Raw genomic sequence first — 20,346 nt, 5'->3', positions numbered from 1 at the left:
TGAGTGTGATCGCCGCCTGCTCAGCGAGTGGCGGCCCCGAAGGCGACCAGCGAGTTGGTGGCCGGGACTATGAGACGGGAGCCGTCGGCGGCGAGTCCGGTCAGCGGAGTGCTGACGTTATGCTCGTCGGGCGCGCTGATGGGAGCGCCGGCCATTGCGGTCCAGGCGACCTGTCCGGTCTTCTCGTTCAACGCCCACACCTGTCCTGAGTTCGAACCTATGTAGACATGTCCGGCGATCACGATGGGGGCACTGGTCAGCCCGCCGTCCCCCGTGAAGCTCCACGTCGCGGCCAACGTGCGGGTGTTCCGGGCATAAAGGACGCCATCGTGCAGGAAGTAGCCTTGCCGCCCGTTGAAGGCCGGGGCCCGGTTCGCCTGGTACCTGGCCCGTACCGAGCCGTCGGAACTGCGCAGTGCCAGCGGATCGCCCTCAAGGGTGTCGCGGATCCATACCGCGTTGTCGGCGACCACTGCCGTCTTGCCACCGCCGCCGCCGCATGCTTCGGAGTAGTGCCAGATCTGGGCGCCGTCACCAGGGTCGAACGAGTAGGTCTGCGCACAGGCGTAGGAGACATAGACCGCGGAGGCGGTGACTGCGGGCGAGCTCTGATCACCATTGGCGACCGACTGGGTCCAGCGGATGCTTCCGTCAGCGGCGTTGACCGCATACAGCGTGCCGCCGGATCCCGCCCCGCCGGTGTAGACGACGCCGTCCCGATAGGTGGGAGCGGAGCTGAACGACCACTGACCGGGCAGATCGACACTCCACAGCTGCTTGCCGCTACCGGGTCGGAACGCCGACAGCCGACCGTCTCCGTTCAGCGCGTACAGGCGACCGCCACCATAGGCGAGCGCCGACCACCAGTAGGTGCCGCCCAGGTCGATGGGGTCCCACAGCTCGGTGCCGGTGGCGGCGTCGAGCGCATGCAGCCGTGTGCCATAGACATCAGGCTTTGCGGCGGTGACGAAGACGCGCCCCCCGGCCACGATCGGGTACGAGACCGCGCCGCCCAGATCGCGCGACCACATCGGCGTTCCTCCCAGCGATGAGGCCGCGACCCCGCCGGGCAGGTGACCGTTATGTCGGGCATTGATCTGATAAGCCACTGACTGCGGTGTGGCCGCCGCCTGGACAGGCGCGGTCAGTAATCCGGCCAGCGCGATCGCCGCCGCCAGCATCGCGACGACGGCAAGACGCGGGATGCTGGATCGCATGACCGGCGATGTGGTGAGCATCAGATCCCCTCTCTGTCCGTGGAAGGATCACTGAGTAGACGCGCCCCCCTTCACGGGGGATGGCCGGTCGGCCGAAGGCGGACACGCCCTTGAGATTCCGCCGCTCATCTGGAGACTTGGTCACCTGGATCGGACGGGGTCGGGCTGGACGGAAGACGGCCGAGTCCTCGATCGCAAATCATTCATTGGACTTGGGCGCGCGGTTCAGCGCGGCTTCAATCAGAACTCTCCGAGGAGAGGCGGTAGACGCGTACAGCGTTGCGTACCGTCTTTTCACCTTGGTGGTCGTCGCATTCCGCCATCTTGACGTAACCACGCTTGTCATAGATACGTGCAGTTCATCGCTTCCCGCCCAGTGGTCAAGTGCGAATGCGGGAGCTCCGTGCGTTCTGGCTCGACGCTCGGCTTCGTCCATGAGCGCCGTACCGACGTCCCGGCCGCCCGGGCCGCGGTCGGACATGACGGTGTGCACGAATCGAATTGGAACTGATCGACAGGTTCTTGTCCTGTGCACTGGACAACCAGAAACGTCACGCGAACCGACCGCGGAGTGGATCATCGTGACGGCCCAATGACCCGCACTCATTGAAAGTCTTGAGTGGAATATTCGCGACAATCCATGCCTTATCAATTGGCTCACACTTTCGCGATAAGCCTATTGAAAATCAGGGTCATAGAGTATTATCGAACATGTGATCGAACAGGAATCATCGCAGCCGTTGCCGGTGGGGTTGGCGGAGATGCCGCCCGGCCCGGCGCTGGGTGCGGCGTTGGCCTCGATCGACCGATCCGCGTTGTCGGGGTTCGATCTGGTGGTGCTGTTGCAGGCGCGTTCGCGGCAGCTGGCGTTCGAGCAGGCCGAGCTGGCCGCCGACATGGTGGCGGTGAGCGAGCGGGTCCGGGTGGAGAGCTCGCGGTTGTCGCATGTGTGGGACTCCGACATCGAGGGGCTGGCGGCGGCCGAGATCGCTGCGGCGTTGAGGTGGACCAGGCGGTCGGCGTTGGCGAGACTGCAAGAGGCCTGGGGCCTGGTGGAACGGCTGCCCGCCGTGTGGGCCGCGCTGGCGACCGGGTCGATCGACCTGCCCAGGGCCAGAGTGCTGCTGGAGGGCACCGGTGCCGTCCCCGAGCAACTCGCCCGCCGCATCGCCGCGCAGATCCTGCCGCAGGCACCGTCGCTGACGACGGGGCAACTGGCCCACCGGCTACGGAAACTGGTGCTGGAGGCCGACCCTGACGCCGCCCGTGAGCGCTATGAAGGAGGGGTCGCCGAACGCAAGGTCGTACGCGGCCTCAACGCCGACGGCACCGGGTACCTGTCGGGGTGCAATCTGCCCGCCGACCGGGCGGCGGCGGCCGACGAACGGCTGGACGCACTGGCCCGCGCCGCCAAACAGGCCGGCGACGACCGGCCGATCGACCAGATCCGCGCCGACGTCTACCTGGACCTGATCTCCGGCACCTATGCCGGGCCCGGCCCGGTACACCGCCGCGGCGTGGTCGAGCTCACCGCAGACCTGCCCACCCTGATGGGGCTGGCCGAACGGGCAGGTGAACTGGCCGGATGGGGCCCGGTGATCGCCGACGTCGCCCGGCAGATCGCCGCCACCCGCACCTCCGATGGAGAGACGATCTGGCGGTTCAGCATCACCGACCCCTTCACCGGCCGCCTGCTGCACCACGGCACCACCCGCCCGCCCGAGCGGCAAGCCTGGCGTGATCCGAGGCGCGCGCCCACCCGCCGGCAGCGGGCGTTCGTGATCGCCCGTGACCGCACCTGCCGAGGACCGGGCTGCCGCGTGCCCGCCTCCAGATCCGAGATCGACCACCGCCTCGACCACGCCAAAGGCGGCCCCACCAAGGTCTGGAACCTCGACGCCGAATGCGGTCACTGCCACGACCTCAAAGACCTCGGCTGGACCCCCCGCCGCAACGCCTTCGACGACATGAAGTGGACCAGCCTCCTCGGCCACACCCACCACGTCCCCGCCCAACCCCTCACCCCACCGAAGGCCCTCAGCCCCCTGCAGGAGCACTTCCTCCACACCATCCGCATGCGGAACTGATGACGCCGGCCGGCAAGCGGTTTCGGGCCGACGGTCAGCGCTTACCTCCGTCGACATCCAGGGTGATGCCTGTGGTGAAGGTGTTCTCCACCAGGAACAGCGCCGCGTGGGCGGCCTCTTCGGCCGTCCCAATCCGGCCGAGCGGCAGCCCTGCGGCAACGGAGTCGACATACGCCTGGTGGGTCGCCTCGTCCATGGGCTCACCACCGCCCAGGGTGTCGATCTGTCCGGGCGCGAGCGCGTTGACGCGCACGGGCGCCGCCTCGATCGCCAGCGCCTTGACCAGCCCCTCGATCGCCCCGTTCACCGCCGCGAACGGCGAGAGCCCTGGCTCGGCCTTGCGGTACAGGAAGCCTGACAGCAGTACGACCGATCCGTCCCTGGCGAGCCTCGGCAGCGCCGCCTTCACCGAGCGATACTGCCCCCAGAACTTGGTCTCGAAGAAGTCGCGCACATCGCTCTCGGCCAGTTCGGCGAACGGTCCCGCCAAGGATCCCGCCGCGCACGTGACCAGATGGTCGAACGCGCCGACCGATGCGAACGCCCCTTCGACCGCGTCACCGTCGGTCACGTCGAGCACCTCGTAGGAAGCCGCGTCCCCGAGCTCTTCGACGGCCTCCTTGAGCGTCGCCTCGGTGCGGCCCATCAGCACCACCGACGCCCCCCTCGCCACTGCCAGTCTCGCCGTGGCCAGGCCGATGCCGGTCCCGCCCCCGGTGACGACGACCTTCCTGCCCGACAACGACCGCGACGACCCGATGACCTTGACGACTCCGACGACGATGACCCCGACAGCGACATTGCAAGCTCCTCAGTGCGTTCCAGCCCGATGGCCTCTGCAACGCCCCGTCACATCTGCGGCATCCCGGTATGGGCCACAATCAATGCCGTGTTGTTCGGCATCCTGGGCGCGGTCGAGGCGCGGTGGGCCGGCGGGGACTCGGTGCCGCTCGGCGGCCCGAGGCCGCGCTCGCTGCTCGCGCTCTTGCTGCTGGACGCCGGTCAGTTGGTCGGGGTGGAGCGGCTGATCGACGGGCTGTACGGCGCGGACCCGCCGGCCCATGCCGCCAACGCCCTGCAGTCGCAGGTGTCGAGGCTCCGCAGGCGGCTGCGGGACGAGGCCGGGCCGGGCCGCGAGGTGGTGGAGTTCCACCCGGCCGGCTACCGGCTCGCGGTCGATCCCGAGGACGTCGACGCGCACCGGTTCGAGCGGCTCGCCCGCGAGGGCGGGCACGCGCTCGACGAGGGCGACCACGCGGGGGCGGCCGTACTCCTGCGCAGGGCGCTCGACCAGTGGCGCGGACCGGCGCTGGCCGACGTGCGCGACGCTCCGTTCGCCCACGCGCAGGCGACCCGCCTGGAGGAGCTGCGGGTGGCCACGGTCGAGGACCACGCCGAGGCAGGGCTGGCGCTGGGCCGGCACCGGGCGCTGGTGGCCGAGCTTCAGGCACTGGTCGCGGCGCATCCTCTGCGGGAGCGGGCCCGGGGCCTGCTCATGCGGGCCCTGTACGGCAGTGGCCGGCCGGCCGAGGCCCTCGGGGTCTTCGAGGACGCGCGGCGCATGCTCGCCGAGGAACTCGGCACCGACCCGTCCGCCGAGCTGGCCGAGGTGCACCTCGCCGTGCTGCGGGCCGACCCGTCACTCGCACCCGCTAGGCCGGCCACGGCGTACTCAGGCGATCCGGTGACGTACCCGGGCTCGGCGGAGCCGGTTGCGGCTTACCCGGCGACGACACCGGTGCGGCCCCCGGCCCAGCTCACCAGTTTCGTCGGACGCGGGCACGAGCTGCAGCAGATCGGCAGGCTGCTCGCCGACGGGCGCCTGGTCACGCTGACCGGTCCCGGCGGCGCGGGCAAGACCCGGCTCGCGATCGAGGCGAGCCAGCGCCAGGAGGGCGAGGTGCGCTTCGTCGACCTGGCGCCGCTCGGCGCCGGGCACGAGGTGCCGCAGGCGGTACTCGGTGCGCTCGGCCTGCGGGAGGCCGGGCTGCTCCAGTCCCCCCACGGCCGGCAGCCCGACCCCGCCGACCGGCTGATCCGCGCGCTCGCCGACCGGCGGATGCTGCTCGTACTGGACAACTGCGAACACGTCATCGAGGACATCGCCCGGCTCGCCCACCGGTTGCTCAGTGCCTGTCCCGGTCTGCGGGTGCTCGCCACCAGCCGCGAGGCGCTCGGCATTACGGGCGAGACGCTGCGCCCCCTGCCGCCGCTCGCGCTGCCGCCACCGGGCACCGCTCCGGCGGAGACGCTCGGCTATCCGGCGGTGCGGCTCTTCGCCGATCGCGCCGCCGCCGTACGGCCCGGCTTCGAGGTGGACGCCGGCAACGCCGACGCGGTGCTGCGAATCTGCGGCGCCCTCGACGGGCTGCCGCTCGCGATCGAACTGGCCGCCGCCCGGCTGCGCTCGCTGTCCGTCACGGAGGTCGCCGCCCGGCTGGACGACCGGTTCCGGCTGCTGTCGCGCGGCAGCCGTACGGCCGCGCCTCGGCACCAGACGCTGCGCGCCGTGGTGGAGTGGAGCTGGGACCTGCTCTCCACCACCGAACAGGTGCTGGCCAGACGGCTCACCGTGTTCTCCGGCGGCATCACCCCGGCGGCGGCCGAGCGGGTGTGCGCGTCGCCCGGCGACGAACTCGGGGACGTCGACGAACTGCTCATCGGCCTGGCGGACAAGTCCCTTCTCCACAGTGACGGGCCGCACGGTGACGGCGCGCGGTTCCGCATGCTCGACACGGTGCGGGCGTTCTGCGCCGAGCGGCTGGCCGAGGCCGGCGAGGAGGAGCCGCTGCGGCGGGCGCACGCCGCGTACTTCCTCGAACTCGCGCGCACCGCCGATCCGCACCTGCGCGGCGCGAAGCAACTGGAGTGGCTGGCCGGGCTCACCGCTGAGCACGGCAACCTGCACGCCGCGCTCCGGTGGGCCGTGCGCGCCGACCCGGCCATGGCCCTCCGGTTCGTGGCCGCGCTCTCGTGGTACTGGTGGCTGCGCGGGCGGGTCGAAGGCGCTCCGCTGGCCGCCGAACTCCTCACCCGGATCGGCCGGGAGCCACTGAGCGGGCTCGAGGAGGAGTACGTGCTCTGCGCCGTGAACGCCCTGTGGGGCGGATCCGAACACGGCGATCCGGCGGCCCGGCTCGACCCGGCGGAGTCGATCATGGCAGGCATCGACGAGCCGCTCCGCTATCCGTTCACCACCGTCCTCTGGGCGATCGGGGCGGGCCCCGGCCGCACCGATGTCGCCTCACATCAGCGGCAGATCGGCCCGGACCCGTGGTCGCAGGCGCTCCTGCGGCTGGGGTTGGGCTTCCAGCACCAGTTCCGCGGAGAGATGGCCGAGGCCGAGCCCGAGTTCGCTGCGGCGCTCGACGGCTTCCGCGGCGTCGGCGACCGCTGGGGCATGGCCAACGCGCTCGACCCGCTGGCCCTGCTCGCCGAGTGGCGTGGCGACCGGGACAGGGCGCTCGCCCTGCTCGACGAGGGCCTCGAACTGGTGAGCCGGCTCGGAGCCCTCGAGGACACCGCCGACATGCTGCACCGTCGCGCCGAAGGGCTGCTGAGGGACGGCGACCTCGCCGCCGCACAGGCCGATTTCGAGCGGGCGTGCGACCTCGCAGTCCAGGCCGGCGCTCCTGAGAAGGCCGCCGTGGCGCGACACGGGCTCGGTCAGGTCGCGCGTCTGCGCGGCGATCTGGCGCAGGCCCGTGAACTGTACGAGGCCGCGATGCGCGCCACCCCGGCGCACTGGTTCTCCACCCTGTGGGCGCACTCGCAGGCGGTGATCGGCCTGGGCCGGATCGCCGAGGCCGAGGGAGACGCCGAAGGCGCCCGTTCCTGGCATCTGCAGGCGCTCACCGCTTCGCTCGACCACGCGAACCTCATGCTGGCGGCGGGCGCCGTGGAGGCTCTGGCAGGTGTGGCGCTGCTCCAGGACGACGGGCGGCGGGCGGCTCTGCTGCTCGGCGCGGCCACCGGGCTGCGCGGAGCCTCGGTGCCCGGGGACCCCGACGTCGCCCGTGTCGCCGCGCGGTCGCGTGAGCTGGTCGGCGACTCGGCGTATGCGGCGGCCTACGCACGGGGGGCGGAGATGACCCGCGAGGAGGCGTTCGCGCTGGCCAGGGCATGACGGGCCGGGCAAGTCGGGCTCAGGGCGTGCGGTCAGTGTCCGGTAGGCGGCCGGTCAGCGACTGCGCCGAGGCTGACGTCCATGACCTCCTCGCCTATCTCCAACACCCGCAAATGGGGCACCTTCGCCGTGGGGTGCCTGATCGCGATCGTGCCCAACCTCGACCTGACCGCGCTGCACCTGGCGATTCCCAGCCTCGCCCGCGATCTGGGCCCCTCGGCCACCGAGATCCTGTGGATCGCCGACGTGTACGGGTTCGTGCTGGCCGGGCTGCTGGTCACCATGGGCTCGCTGGGCGACCGGATCGGGCACAAGCGGCTGATGCTGACCGGCATGGCGGCGTTCGCGGCGGCCTCGGCGCTCACGGCCCATGCCCCGACCGCCGAACTGCTGATCGCGGCACGTGCGCTGCTGGGCGTGGCCGGCGCCACCATCATGCCGTCGGCGCTGGCGCTCATCCGCAGCGCGTTCACCGAACCGCGGCAGCGCACCATGGCCATCGGCGTCTTCAGCGGGGTCGGCGGGCTCTCGGTGGGGCTCGGGCCGGTGCTCGGCGGCACGGTGCTCGACCACTTCTGGTGGGGCGCCGTGTTCATGATCAATGTGCCGATCATGGCGGTGGGCTTCGTCGTCGGCCTGGTCCTGCTGCCCGACGTCCGCGCGGCCGTGTCGGGGCGCCTTGATCTGGTCAGCGTGCCGCTGTCGATCGCCGGCGTCCTCGGCATCGTCTACGCCGTCAAGGAGTCGGCCGCCGGTGGCCTCGCCCAGCCGGGGGTCGGCGTGGCGGCACTGATCGGCGTCGCGGGGCTCACCCTGTTCATCCGGCGGCAGACCCGCCTGAGCGAGCCGCTCATCGACGTGCGGCTCTTCCGCGTGGCGGCCTTTTCGGGTTCGGTCACCACCAACCTGTTCGCGATGTTCGCATTGGTCGCCCAGTCGCTCATCCTGGCGCAGTACTTCCAGCTCGTCCTCGGCTGGTCGCCGCTCAGGTCCGGTCTCGCGGGCCTGCCCGGGGCCCTGTCCGCAATGGTGGGCGGCGCCGCCCTCGCACCGCCGCTGATCAGCGCACTCGGCAGGGCCCGCGTCGTCGCGCTGGGCCTGGCCCTGTCGACGGCCGGGTTCTCCCTGTTCGTCCTGGCCGGCACCGACACCGGCTACCCGGTCCTCCTGCTCGCCATGATCCCCAACGGCCTGGGCATGGGGATGGCGCTCACGGTCACCGCCGACACCATCCTGGCCTCGGTGCCGAGGGACCGTACCGGCGCCGCCTCGGCGATCGCCGAGACCGCCGCCGAGCTCGGCGGCGCCCTCGGCATGGCCGTCCTCGGCAGCATCCTCATGGCCGCCTACCGGGGTGGCCTCGTCCTGCCCGCCGGGCTGCCCACCGGGGCCGGGGCCGCCGCAGAGGACTCGCTCGCCGGCGCACTCGGCGTCGCCGCCTCGCTTCCGGCCGGGCTCGCCGAGCAGGTCGCGGGAGCCGCGCGGAACGCCTTCGTCGACGGCATGCACGTGGCGCTCGTGTGCAGCGCGGCGCTCGCCGCGGTGGTCGCGGTCGCCGCGCTGTTCACGCTCCGCGGTGTCCCCAAGGTCATCCCCGAGGGCATCGGCGACGAGCCCGAGCACGGTGACCTGGTGAGCGTCGCGAGGCAATGACCGCCAGCGTAATGACAGCGAGAGTAACGGCGGGTACCCGCCGTTACTTTTCCGCATTTCAATTCTTGTTAGCGGAATTCAGGAGCATATGTATTGCTTCATGCGGAAGCTGCACGTTAACTTGCGTGAAATCTCAGCGCCCTGACGAGGAGGCACATGTCGTGCGGCAACCCGTAACGCACAAGGGCGGCCCGCCCTCTGTCGTGGCGCCCGAAGCGGCGGCGCCGGATGAACGGGCCGCCCGGCCACCGGCCGTTCGCATCTGGCTCGGCAAGCGCGCCGATCTGCTGACCAAGGTGGCGGGGGTGCTCGTCGTCCTCGCCGTCATGGAGTTGTGCTCGCGGCTCGGGGTACTCCCGCGTGACTGGTTCCCGCCGGTCAGCTCGATGTACGCCGAGTTCTTCCGGCTCGTCGTCGAGCAACCGCTGTGGGTCGAGATCGGGCGCACGCTGCGCGCCTGGGCGGTCGGCATCGGTCTGGCCACGCTGCTGGCCGTGCCGATCGGAGTCCTGCTCGGGTCGAGCCCGCTCGCCTACCGCCTGTCGCGGATCGTCATCGAGTTCTGCCGGCCGATCCCGTCGGTCGCGCTGATCCCGCTCGCCGTGCTGGTGTACGGCACCGGGCTGGAGATGAAGGTCTTCCTGATCGCCTTCGCCACCTTCTGGCCCCTGCTGTTCCAGACCATCTACGGAGTACAGGACGTCGACCCGGTCGCGCGCGACACCGCTCGCTCGTACGGACTCGGCCCGTCCGCCCGGTTCTGGGTGATCACGATCCCGAGCGCCGCCCCGTACATCGCGACGGGCCTGCGCATCGCGGCGGCGATCGGACTGGTCCTCGCCGTCACCTCCGAACTGGTCGGCGGGGCGCCCGGTCTCGGCCGGGCCATCGCCGTCGCCCAGTCGGCCGGCAACGTGACGCTCATGTACGCCCTGATCATCACCACCGGGCTGCTGGGCCTGACCCTGAACTCGGCGTTCGCCGCCGTGGAACGCAAGGCACTGCGGTGGCACCCCTCGCAGCGCCAGGAGGTGGCACGGTGACCCTCAGACGGCTTTCGCTGTTCCTGCAGCATCTCGTCGTACCGGTGGCGCTACTGCTGGCCTTCGGCCTGTGGTCGGCGCAGGCCGAGGACTTCTTCTTCCCGCCGCTGACCGAGATAGTGCGGGTCTTCGCCGACAACTGGCTCTTCGACCGCGTCGGCAGCGACCTCGTGCCCAGCGTGCTGCGGCTGCTCGCCGGTTACAGCATCTCCATCGTCGGAGGGGTCACGTTCGGTGTCCTCTTCGGCATGTCGAGGATCCTGCGGACCGCCTTCGACCCGGTGGTGCAGTTCCTGCGGGCGCTCCCCGCCCCGGCCCTGATCCCCTTCGCGATGCTGGTGTTCGGAACCGACAACAGCTCGAAGGTGTTCATCATCGTGCTCGGCACCATGTGGCCGATCCTGCTCAACACCCTCGACGGCGTGCGCGGCGTCGAGGAGGAGCAGCTCGACATGGCGCGGGCCTACCGCATCCCGACCTCGGCCCGGCTGAGGCACATCATCCTGCCGGCCGCGTCCCCGCGGATCTTCGCGGGAATGCGCACCAGCCTGGGCATCGGCATCATCCTGATGGTCGTCTCGGAGATGGTGGCCAGCCGCGACGGCATCGGTTACTTCGTGCTGCAGTCGCAGCGCTCCTTCGAGATCCCGGCGATGTGGGGCGGCGTCATCCTGCTCGGCCTGCTCGGCCTGACCCTCAGCTGGATCTTCGTACGCGTCGAGGACCGGGTGTTGCGCTGGCACCGCGGCGCCAACGGCCTGCTGCCCGAATCAGCCCAGAAGCCCAAGAACCCCAAAAACCCGGGCGGCGCCGCCCGGAAGAACGTCCCGGAGGTCAACGATGCTTGAGGTATCCCGGCTCCGCAAGGTTTACGGACCGGATCCGCAGGCCGCTCCCGCGATCGCCGACGTGACCTTCTCGGTCGCCGATCGCGAGTTCGTCTGCATCCTCGGATCCTCCGGATGCGGCAAGTCCACCCTGCTGAGGTGCCTGTCCGGCCTCATCCCCTCGACCAGCGGCGAGATCGTGCTGCACGGAGAGAAGGTCGTCGCACCGCCGAAGGACATGGCGTTCGTCTTCCAGGACTACAGCAGGTCGCTGCTGCCCTGGATGACGGTGGCCCGCAACGTCTCCTTCCCGCTCCGCTACAAGGGCGTCTCCAAGCAGGACGCGCAGAAGGCGACCGAGGAGGCGCTCGAGGCGGTGGGGCTGTCCGGGCGGCAGAAGCGCTACCCGTGGCAGCTGTCCGGCGGCATGCAGCAGCGGGTGGCGATCGCGCGGGCGCTCGCCTACCGGCCGAAGATCCTGCTGATGGACGAGCCGTTCGCCTCGCTCGACGCGCAGACCAGGTTCGACCTCGAGGACCTGCTGCTGGACATCTGGCGGCGGTTCGACGTCACGGTCCTGTTCATCACCCACGACATCGACGAGGCCGTCTATCTGGCCGACCGGGTGCTGGTCCTGGAGGCGCCGGCGAAGGTCGCGCTGGACGTCGATGTCCCGCTGCCGCGCCCGCGCGACCAGCTGAAGACCAAGCAGCTGCCGGAGTTCGCCGAGCTGCGCAGCCGCCTGTTCTCGGCGATCCAGCGCGAGCCGGCCGCCCTGTGAGCGGCCACCCGAGCGACTCGGAGAGGATCAGATGAGTCCGATCAGAAGGTTCCTCACCTGTGTGGGCGCGGTGCTGGCGCTCGCGCTGGCCGCCGCCGGGTGCGGGAACGCCGACTACGACCTGTCGGCGGGCACGTACAACTCGGGCGGTAAGGCGCAGGACGGCCTCCGCAAGATCACCGTGGCGGATACCGCCGGCATGCCCGCGGCGTTCGTGCGGTACGGGATGCAGCGCGGCCACTTCAAGACGCAGGGCCTGTTCATCGATTTCAAGACCTCCGGCGGCGGCACCACGGTCATCCCCTCGCTGATCAGCGGTGAGCTCGACATCGCCGGCTCGGCCGTCGTCTCCTGCATGATCGCGATCGACCGCGGCCTGCCCGTCAAGATCATCGCGCCGGGCACCAGCGCGTCCGACACCGCGACGAAGGACTTCTCCTCGCTCCAGGTGCCCCAGAACAGCCCGATCAGGGATGTCGCCGGGCTGGCCGGAAAGCGCGTGGCGGTCAACACGCTGCAGGGCGTCAGCGACGTCGTCATCGCCGGGCTGATGAACTCCGACCCCAAGGTGTTCTCCACCATCAGGTTCGTCGAGATGCCGTTCCCGGACATGGTCGCGGCCATCCAGCGCGGCAACGTGGACGCCGGATTCCTCATCGAGCCGTTCGGCACGGTCGGCCTGGCCCGCGGGCTGCGCGAGGTCGTGCAGCCGTACGCCGCGCTGCGGCCGGCCCTGCAAGTCGGCGGCTACCTGGCGGCGTCCGAGACGGTGAAGACCAAGCCGGCCCTGGTCGCCGCCTTCCAGCGGGGGCTGCGGCTGACGGCGCAGGACATCGCCGCGGACCCGGAGTCGTTCCGCCAGGCGCTTCCGAAGATCAGCACCCTGGACGCCGCCATGGCCGCCAAGGTCCGCCTGAACCAGTGGAAGCCGCAGAACGACCGCGCGTCGCTGGAGTTGTTCGCCGGCATCATGCGCAAGATCGGTTACCTGAAGCACGACTTCGACTACGGCAAAGCCGTCATGGGCTGAGCGGGGAACGGCTCAGGTCGTACGGCGGTAGGCGGTCATCGTGCAGCGGGTGCGCGACCAGGAGACGTGGTGCGGGCTCGCGCCGGCCGGCGTCCAATGTCTGCCCAGGAGCTCGAAGAACCCGTCGTCGGCGCAGCGCCCGCCCGGGCCCTCGCCGATGTAGACGAGCAGGTCGCCGGCATAGGCGGCGAGGGCGAGCGCCGCCCAGGGGTCGCCCTGTGACGGCCAGCAGAGCAGCATGGCGCGGTCGGGATGGCGCCCGGCGGCCGTGTGGTCGCCCCGAAGGGTCGCGAGGTACTCGACGCCGTCGCTGTAGCCGTTGTCGGCCGGGTCGCTCGGCTCGTAGGCGAGCACGTCGATTCCGGCCTGCCGCGCCTGCCACGCCCAGTAGCCGGAGCCCGCGCCGATCTCGACGAGACCGCGGTGGCCGAGGAGGTCGGCGAGCCAGCCGATGTCGCCCGGCGAGGGGATCGCCCACGAGTAGCGCATGGTCAGCAGGTGATGGCCGACCGGCAGACCGCGGGCGAAACCGTCGGCGGCGACGCCGTCGAGGCCCGCGTCGACGGAGGGAAGCTGGCGCACGAACTGCCAATAGGGGTTGTCCACGCCGTCGCGGGTGGTCTGGTCGTTCGCGCTGCCCGCGATCCGGAAGGGCCGCGGGCCGCGAGCCGCGGGCATCGGCCCGGAGCGCGTGGCCGACCACTGTGTCCGCCACCACTGGCTGATCTCGGCGAGCTCTGCCGACACGGTCACGAGCGCCTCCTCGGCGGATGACGCCGATGGTATGCGCTCGGGCGGCGTCCGCCCGGGATCTGGAGCTCGGCCCGGGATCCAGAGTTCAGCCCGGATCTAGAATTCAGCCCGGATCTAGAATTCAGCCCGGATCTAGAATTCAGCAGAGAGCAGTTGCTGGATGGTCTCGGCCGCCCGCAGCACCGTGGGCGCCAGCGCTCGCGCGGACTCCTCCGTCGGCATGCGGCTGGACGGGACGACCACGGCGATGGCGGCCAGCGGAGCGCCGGTCACGTCGCGCAGCGCCACGGCGACGGCGCTGATGCCGCTCTCGCCCTCCTCGCCGTTGAGGGCGTAACCGTCCCTGCGGACGTCCTCCAGCTCCCGGGACAGCACCGCCCAGTCGCTGATGGAGGCCGGGGTGCGGGTCGTCAGCTCCCGGTCGCGATAGCGGCGGTCGAGCTCCACGGGGGCAAGGCACGCGAGGATCGCCTTGCCGCCGGCGGTGCAGTGCGCGGGCATGACCATCCCGGTCCGGTTCCCGACCCGTACCGACCGGGGGCTCTCCACGCAGTCGACGAAGCGGATGTTCCGGCCTTCGAGCAGCGACAGGCTGACGGTCTCGCGGGTCTGCTCGCGCAGCTCCTCGAGCACCGGCCGCGCCGTGCGGCGGATGTCGATCCGGCCGATGGCGGCCAGCCCGATCTCGTTGAGCACCGGCCCCGGGCGGTAGGCGCCGTTGGGCTTGTCCTGCAGTACGAACCCACGCCGGCGCAGCGCGGTCAGCAGCCGGTGCGCGGTCGACCGGGCGACTCCGAGCAGGTCCGCGGCATCCGCGACCCGCAGCACCTGACGTTCCCCGATGATCTCGAGCAGCCGGAGCGCGTTGTCCACGGAACTTGATCCACCGTCACCAGCGCCCGGATTATTCGACATGAAGGAACTGTACCTTGACTTACTTCTGATAGCTGGAATATCTCGTTAGTGTAGCGGGATGACGAGCATTACCCCCGGTCACAACGAGCCCCCTGTCATCGTCGTCGGCGCAGGTCCGGTCGGCATGACCGCGACCGCGATGCTGGCGCGCGAGGGCATTCCCGTGGTGCTGATCGAGGCCGAGGCCGTCCCCAAGACCGACTGGCGGGCGTCGACCTTCCACGCCGCCACGCTCGAACTGCTGGAGCGGATCGACATCACCGGTCAGATGGTCGCCGAGGGACTGGCCGTGCCCAGATACCAGTTCCGCGACCGGCGCGACGGCCTGGTCGCCGAGTTCGATCTGACCCTGCTGAAGGACGAGACGCCGTACCCGTACCGGCTCCAGCTGAACCAGCAGCATCTCGTGCGGATGCTGCATGAACGGCTGCGCACCGACGACAACGTCACGATGTTCTTCGGCAGCCGGGTCCGCGAGGTCGTCAGCACCGGCGACGGCGCGACGGTGCTGATGGAGACCGGGAACGGTCCAGTGACCCTGCACGGGTCGTACGTGATCGGAGCGGACGGCGCGAGCAGCACGGTGCGGCAGTCGCTGGGGGTGGACTTCGCGGGCTACACGCACCCGGAGCGCTTTCTCATCGCCAGCACGACCGCCGACATCAGCGAGCTCGTGCCCGGCATCGCCGACGTCAACTACGTGGCCGACCCCCGGGAGTGGCTGTTCATCCTGCGCACCCCGGAGTCATGGCGTGCGGTCTGGCCGGTACCGCCCGAGGTCTCCCGCGAGGAGGCGACCAGCCCGCAGACGCTCCAGGCGCAGCTGCAGGGGCTCGCCGCTTTCCCGGGCGGCTATCCGATCGTGGACCACCAGATCTACAACGTGCACCAGCGGGTGGCCTCGACGTTCCGCGTCGGCAACACCATGATCATCGGCGATGCCGCCCACATCAACAGCCCGATGGGCGGGGTCGGTCTCAACAGCGGCATCCACGACGCCATCGACGTCACCACCAGGATCGCCCGCGTCCTCGCGGGCACCGCCGAGCGCGAGGACGAGCTCCGCACGTTCGCCGAGATCCGCCGCCGCGTCGCCGTCGAGTACGTGCAGGCCGACACGCGACGCAACACCGAACGGCTGGCCGAGACCGACGACGCGCGCCGGCGCGAGAACCAGGACGAGATGCGGGCGATCGCGGGCGACCCCGACCGCGCGCGCGCCTGGATGCGCCGGGTCTCGCTGCTGGAGAGCGTTCAGCGGTTCGGCATCGGCACACCGCCGCACGAGTACGAGAGCATCCGCGCGGCCGCCGGTTAGCGGCGAAGCAGCCGAACCGGCGGCATCTGCCGCGACGACCGAGGAGGGAGCACGACATGGCGGACGAGCGGGCCGTACCGGCCGACGAACTGGAGTCGCTGTACAAGGAGGTCGCCGCGGCCGACCTGCAGCCGCTGTGGACCATCACCGAGCAGCTGCTGACGCCCACCCCGCAGCCCAAGGCGGTGCCGTGGCTCTGGCCGGCCGCCGTGATGCGTCCGCTGGCCGAGCGCTCGATCGGGCTCGTACCGGTCGGACGCGGCGGTGAGCGCAGGGTGCTGAGCCTGGCCAACCCGGGCCTCGGGGGACGGCCCTACGCCGCGGGGACGCTGTGGGGGGCGATCCAGGCGCTGGGCCCGCACGAGTCGGCGCCGGCTCACCGGCACACCCCCGGCGCCATCCGGTTCGTCCTCGAGGGCGAGGGGGTGTCGACGACGGTCGACGGCGACGCGTGCGAGATGCGTCCCGGCGACCTGATCCTGACGCCCGCGTGGAACTGGCATGACCACACCAACACCGGTGACGCGGCCATGTTCTGGTTCGACGGGCTCGACCTGCCGATGATCGAGGCGCTCGACGGCATCTTCTTCGAGCCCTATCCCGACCTGCGGCAGCCGGTCACCGGCCGGAACCGCTCCGAGGAGTTGTACGCCGGTGCGGGGGGGATGACCCACGGCCGGGTCGAGGACCCGCTGGACCCCGCGCCCTCACCGCTGCTGGTCTACCGGTGGACCGAGACCGACGCCGAGCTCGGCCGCCTCGCCGCGCGCGGCGACGACCCCATGGTGAGCCTGGAGTTCACCAACCCGCGGTCGGGCGCGAGCGTGCTGCCCACGCTGGCGTGCGCGATGCACCGGCTCGCCCCCGGGCGCTCGACGCTCCCGGTGCGGCGCAGCGGCAACGCCGTGTACGTCGTCCACCGCGGAACCGGCACGACCGTCATCGCCGGGCAGGGCTTCGAATGGGGACCCGGCGACATGTTCGTCGTGCCGTCCTGGGCACCGGTCGAGCACCTGGCCCACACCTCCGCCGACCTGTTCACGCTGAGCGACACCCCCGTGTTGCGCGCGCTCGGCGTCTACCGCGAGCAGACCCTCGACACCCCGCAGACCGTCACCGGCATGTTCCGGCCCTGAGGAGAACCGACATGAAGCTGGCCATCTTCGACGACCTGCGGCTCGGCGCGGTCGACGGCGACACCATCGTCGACGTCACCGACGCCCTGCCCTGGCCGCACGACCCCGACGGGCTGACCGCCGGCTGGTGGCGCCGGCTGTGCCGCGACTTCGCCGAGGCGCGGCCCGACCTGGAGAAGGCGGCGAGCGGCGGTACGCGGCTGCCGCTCGCGTCAGTACGGCTGCACGCACCCGTACTGAACCCCTCCAAGATCGTCGCGTGCGCGAGCAACTACTCCGCGCACGTCGAGGAGATGCACGACGTTCAGCGGCGGACGCTCGGCCGGGTCGAGTCGTGGATGATGAACTTCGACGTCTTCCTCAAGGCGCCGTCGTCCATCTCCGGCCCCGCCGACGACATCGTGTTGCCACCCGAGATCGTCGCGGCGGGTGAGGAGATCCACCACGAGTCCGAGCTGGTCATCGTCATCGGCGCCGGCGGCAAGGACATCGCCGAGGACACCGCGCTCGGCCACGTCTTCGGTTACACCGTCGGGCTGGACATCACCGTCCGCAGCCCGGCCGACCGGTCCCGCCGCAAGAGCTACGACACGTTCTCGCCGCTCGGGCCCTGGGTCACCACCGCCGACGAGGTCGGCGACCCCGGCGACCTCGACATCCGGCTGCTGGCCAACGGAGAGCAGCGGCAGGCGGTCAACACCGCCACGCTCATCACCAAAATCCCGGCCATCGTGTCGTACGCGTCGCGGATGATGACGCTGCTGCCCGGCGACGTCATCTTCACCGGCGCGCCGCCCGGAGTCGGACCGATCCGCCCCGGCGACCTGCTCGAGACGCAGATCAGCCGGCTCGGCGCCATGACCCTACGGGTCAGGTAGGCCGCCCATGACCACCACACGAGACACCCGGCTTCACCTCGCCCCCGTGCTGGTCGCGGGCCAGGCCAGGCCCGCGCCGCTCGCGCCCGTGCACAACCCGGCCCGCCGCAGCGAGATCGTCGGCGAGCACGCCCTCGGCACCGCGTCGGACATCGACGACGCCGTGCGCGCCGCGCACTCGGCCTTCGGCGGATGGGCCGGGCTCGGCCCGCACGAGCGGGCCCGTCTGCTGCGCGACGCGGCGGCCGAACTCGGCGGCATGATCCCCGAGCTCGCCATGCTGCTGACCAGGGAACAGGGCAAGGTGCTCTGGGAGTCCCGGCTCGACGTCGGCGGCGCGGCCCACATCCTCGGCTACTACGCCGGCCTGGCCGGTGAACTGGACGAGGACCGGGTCCTGCGCGCGGACGAGCGGGTCACCGTCCACGTCGGGCGGCGGCCGATGGGCGTCACCGGCGTGATCGTCCCGTGGAACTCCCCGGTCTATCTCTGCTTCCTCGGCCTCGCGCCTGCCCTGCTGGCCGGCAACCCCGTCGTCGTCAAACCCTCGGAGTTCGCGCCGCTGGCGCTGGGCGAGGTGCTCGCCGCACTGGCCCGGCACCTGCCCGACGGCGTCGTGAACGTGGTGCCAGGCACCGGCGCCGAGGCCGGCGACGCGCTCGTGCGGCACCCCCTCGTACGCAAGGTGTTCTTCACCGGGTCGGCCGGCACCGGCCGGAGCGTGCTGGCCGGCGCGGCGGGCAACCTCAAGAACGTCAGCCTGGAGCTCGGCGGCAACGACCCGGCACTGGTGCTCGAGAGCGCACACGTGACCGACGCGCTGGTCGGCGAGCTGGTGCAGGGCGTGTACGGCAACACCGGCCAGGTGTGCTTCAACGTCAAGCGCATCTACGTGCACCGCTCCCGGTACGACGACTTCACCGAGCGCTACCGCGCCGCCGTCGACGAGATCGTCGTCGGCGACGGCCTCGACCCGCGCTCGACGATGGGGCCGCTGAACAACCGCGCCCAGTTCGATAAGGTCAACGGCCTGATCGACCGCGCCCGGGCGGCCGGCGCCACCGTGCACGAACTCGGCAGGAAGCTCGACGCCGGGTCCTTCGACGACGGGTACTTCCTGCTTCCGCACGTGGTCACCGGCCTCGATCCGACCGCCGAGCTGGTGGCCGACGAACAGTTCGGGCCGGTCGTGCCGATCCTTCCCTTCGACGATGAGGACGACGCCGTTCGGATGGCCAACGCCACCGAGTTCGGGCTCGGGGCATCGGTGTGGAGCGAGGACCGCGACCACGCCCGCGACGTGGCGCGGCGCATCCACTCCGGCAGCGTGTTCCTCAACGTGCACCGAGTCGGCGCGTCGGCCGTCGACATGCCGTTCGGCGGGTTCAAGGGCAGCGGCATCGGCCGCGGGCACGGCGTCGCCGCCCTGGAGGCCTGCACCGAACCGCAGACGATCGCCGACTGGCGCGACGTCTCCGGTCTGCCCGGGCCGGCGCCGGCGGGTGATGGGCGATGACCGCGGGTTCGACGGCCGGGGACACAGGGCGCACCACCGCCGACGCGGTGCTCGACGTGCTGCAAGCGTGGGGCGTGGACCGGGTCTTCATCTGCCCGGGCAGCACCGAGGCGGCCTTCCTCGACGCGACGCTGCACCACCCGGGCATCGAGGTGGTACTGACGACCCATGAGTCGGTGACGGTCGCGATGGCGGACGGCTACGCCCGCGCGACCGGCCGGCCCGCAGTGGCCTACCTGCACACCCATCTCGGGCTGGTCAACGGGCTGAGCCACCTGGACGCCGCCCGCATGGCGCGGTCGCCGGTGATCGTCCTCAACGGCCTCAAGCCCGCGAGCATCCAGTCGCACGGTGGCTTCACCAGCCTGCCCGGCACGGGCGAGCTGGCGCGGCCGTTCGTCAAGCGGCAATGGCAGTCGCTGACCGCCGAGTGCGTGCCCGAGGACCTGACCGAGGCGCTGCGCACGGCCACCGCGGAACCATGCGGACCGGTGTGGCTGGGGCTGGCCCAGGACCTCATGGAGGCCCCCGGCGACGGCCCCGTCCCCGATCCGGCACGGCACCTCGTCGCGTCCCGCGTGGCGCCCGACCCCGAACGGCTGCGCGCCGCCGCCGAACTGCTCGACGCCGCGCGGCGTCCGGTGCTCGTGGCGGGGGCCGAGGTGGCCAGGCACGGCGCCGAGCACGACCTCGTCCGGCTGGCCGAGCGGACGGGCGCGGTGGTGTTCAACGAGGACCGGCGGAGCTTCGAGCGGCCCGCCTTCCCGACCGACCACCCGCAGTACGCCGGCAACTACTCCGCCGCCCACCCGGCGGCGGACGGCGCCGACGTCGTGATGCTGCTCGGCTGCCGCTCGTTCATCGAGTTCGAGCCCGATCCCGGCCCCCCTGTCCCGCTCGGCGCCGAGGTCGTGCACACGCACGTCGACGCGGCCGAGATCGGAAGGGTCGTCGCCGTGGACGTCGCGGTCGTCGGTGACGAGTCCCTGATCGTGCGCGGGCTGCTGGACCTGGTCTCCAATCGCCCCGCTCGACCAGGACCGGCCGCCCGCCCACCGCAGGCGGC

General features: G+C 71.1%; 16 protein-coding genes. 12 read left to right on the top strand and 4 right to left on the bottom strand.

The window, feature by feature from the left end:
• Positions 1 to 20: 20 nt before the first annotated feature.
• Entirely contained in the window at positions 21 to 1,238 is a 1,218-nt protein-coding gene (locus HKK72_RS04750; protein ID WP_222720335.1) for a PQQ-binding-like beta-propeller repeat protein, read from the bottom strand.
• A 692-nt stretch (positions 1,239 to 1,930) separates the two neighbouring features.
• Here HKK72_RS04750 and HKK72_RS04745 point away from each other — a divergent pair.
• Positions 1,931 to 3,304 (top strand): HNH endonuclease signature motif containing protein, encoded by a 1,374-nt coding sequence (locus HKK72_RS04745; protein ID WP_187232996.1) that lies wholly within the window; start codon positions 1,931 to 1,933, stop codon positions 3,302 to 3,304.
• Between the two features lie 34 nt (positions 3,305 to 3,338).
• On the opposite strand, the gene HKK72_RS04740 is transcribed toward HKK72_RS04745, so the two are convergent.
• Positions 3,339 to 4,046, bottom strand: a complete 708-nt coding sequence (locus HKK72_RS04740; protein WP_187232995.1) for an SDR family oxidoreductase — start codon at positions 4,044 to 4,046, stop codon at positions 3,339 to 3,341.
• A 147-nt stretch (positions 4,047 to 4,193) separates the two neighbouring features.
• Between HKK72_RS04740 and HKK72_RS04735 the strand changes: the two genes are divergently transcribed.
• From HKK72_RS04735 to HKK72_RS04710, 6 genes are all read left to right on the top strand, one after another.
• Positions 4,194 to 7,430, top strand: a complete 3,237-nt coding sequence (locus HKK72_RS04735) for a BTAD domain-containing putative transcriptional regulator (RefSeq protein ID WP_187232994.1) — start codon at positions 4,194 to 4,196, stop codon at positions 7,428 to 7,430.
• Positions 7,431 to 7,511: 81 nt separating this feature from the next.
• Positions 7,512 to 9,083, top strand: a complete 1,572-nt coding sequence (locus HKK72_RS04730) for an MFS transporter (protein WP_187232993.1) — start codon at positions 7,512 to 7,514, stop codon at positions 9,081 to 9,083.
• Between the two features lie 161 nt (positions 9,084 to 9,244).
• The gene (locus HKK72_RS04725) at positions 9,245 to 10,126 is read left to right on the top strand and encodes an ABC transporter permease (protein ID WP_222720333.1); all 882 of its coding nucleotides are present in this window, start codon (positions 9,245 to 9,247) and stop codon (positions 10,124 to 10,126) included.
• Positions 10,123 to 10,974 carry an ABC transporter permease gene (locus HKK72_RS04720; protein ID WP_187232992.1) on the top strand — a complete coding sequence of 284 codons (852 nt, stop codon included), beginning with the start codon at positions 10,123 to 10,125 and terminating at the stop codon, positions 10,972 to 10,974. The genes HKK72_RS04725 and HKK72_RS04720 overlap by 4 nt, the downstream gene beginning before the upstream one ends.
• Entirely contained in the window at positions 10,967 to 11,734 is a 768-nt protein-coding gene (locus HKK72_RS04715) for an ABC transporter ATP-binding protein (RefSeq protein WP_187232991.1), read from the top strand. Before HKK72_RS04720 ends, HKK72_RS04715 begins: the two co-directional genes overlap by 8 nt.
• 31 nt (positions 11,735 to 11,765) lie before the next feature.
• Positions 11,766 to 12,764, top strand: a complete 999-nt coding sequence (locus HKK72_RS04710) for an ABC transporter substrate-binding protein (protein ID WP_187232990.1) — start codon at positions 11,766 to 11,768, stop codon at positions 12,762 to 12,764.
• Between the two features lie 12 nt (positions 12,765 to 12,776).
• On the opposite strand, the gene HKK72_RS04705 is transcribed toward HKK72_RS04710, so the two are convergent.
• Positions 12,777 to 13,517, bottom strand: a complete 741-nt coding sequence (locus tag HKK72_RS04705) for a hypothetical protein (protein ID WP_187232989.1) — start codon at positions 13,515 to 13,517, stop codon at positions 12,777 to 12,779.
• 132 nt (positions 13,518 to 13,649) lie between these two features.
• Positions 13,650 to 14,390 carry an IclR family transcriptional regulator gene (locus HKK72_RS04700; RefSeq protein ID WP_222720332.1) on the bottom strand — a complete coding sequence of 247 codons (741 nt, stop codon included), beginning with the start codon at positions 14,388 to 14,390 and terminating at the stop codon, positions 13,650 to 13,652.
• Positions 14,391 to 14,490: 100 nt separating this feature from the next.
• Between HKK72_RS04700 and HKK72_RS04695 the strand changes: the two genes are divergently transcribed.
• The 5 genes from HKK72_RS04695 to HKK72_RS04675 form a co-directional block, all read left to right on the top strand.
• Entirely contained in the window at positions 14,491 to 15,750 is a 1,260-nt protein-coding gene (locus tag HKK72_RS04695) for an FAD-dependent oxidoreductase (protein ID WP_187232987.1), read from the top strand.
• A 56-nt stretch (positions 15,751 to 15,806) separates the two neighbouring features.
• Entirely contained in the window at positions 15,807 to 16,886 is a 1,080-nt protein-coding gene (locus HKK72_RS04690) for a cupin domain-containing protein (RefSeq protein ID WP_187232986.1), read from the top strand.
• 11 nt (positions 16,887 to 16,897) lie between these two features.
• Positions 16,898 to 17,764: a fumarylacetoacetate hydrolase family protein gene (locus HKK72_RS04685; RefSeq protein WP_187232985.1), complete on the top strand. Its 867-nt coding sequence runs from the start codon at positions 16,898 to 16,900 to the stop codon at positions 17,762 to 17,764.
• Positions 17,765 to 17,771: 7 nt separating this feature from the next.
• Positions 17,772 to 19,280 carry an aldehyde dehydrogenase family protein gene (locus tag HKK72_RS04680; RefSeq protein ID WP_187232984.1) on the top strand — a complete coding sequence of 503 codons (1,509 nt, stop codon included), beginning with the start codon at positions 17,772 to 17,774 and terminating at the stop codon, positions 19,278 to 19,280.
• The coding region (locus HKK72_RS04675; protein WP_187232983.1) for a thiamine pyrophosphate-binding protein at positions 19,277 to 20,346 on the top strand (1,070 nt) is incomplete at its 3' end. The genes HKK72_RS04680 and HKK72_RS04675, both read left to right, overlap by 4 nt.

The sequence above is a fragment of the Actinomadura sp. HBU206391 genome (genome assembly GCF_014323665.1).
GTDB lineage: Bacteria > Actinomycetota > Actinomycetes > Streptosporangiales > Streptosporangiaceae > Actinomadura_C.
This window is presented reverse-complemented; position numbering and strand designations above follow the sequence as displayed.

Excerpts from the sequence above, each read along its gene's own strand:
- HKK72_RS04750 (WP_222720335.1), bottom strand. The coding sequence starts at position 1,238 with ATGCTCACCACATCGCCGGTCATGCGATCCAGCATCCCGCGTCTTGCC.
- HKK72_RS04730 (WP_187232993.1), top strand. The coding sequence starts at position 7,512 with ATGACCTCCTCGCCTATCTCCAACACCCGCAAATGGGGCACCTTCGCC.
- HKK72_RS04715 (WP_187232991.1), top strand. The coding sequence starts at position 10,967 with ATGCTTGAGGTATCCCGGCTCCGCAAGGTTTACGGACCGGATCCGCAG.
- HKK72_RS04710 (WP_187232990.1), top strand. The coding sequence starts at position 11,766 with ATGAGTCCGATCAGAAGGTTCCTCACCTGTGTGGGCGCGGTGCTGGCG.
- HKK72_RS04695 (WP_187232987.1), top strand. The coding sequence starts at position 14,491 with ATGACGAGCATTACCCCCGGTCACAACGAGCCCCCTGTCATCGTCGTC.
- HKK72_RS04690 (WP_187232986.1), top strand. The coding sequence starts at position 15,807 with ATGGCGGACGAGCGGGCCGTACCGGCCGACGAACTGGAGTCGCTGTAC.
- HKK72_RS04685 (WP_187232985.1), top strand. The coding sequence starts at position 16,898 with ATGAAGCTGGCCATCTTCGACGACCTGCGGCTCGGCGCGGTCGACGGC.
- HKK72_RS04680 (WP_187232984.1), top strand. The coding sequence starts at position 17,772 with ATGACCACCACACGAGACACCCGGCTTCACCTCGCCCCCGTGCTGGTC.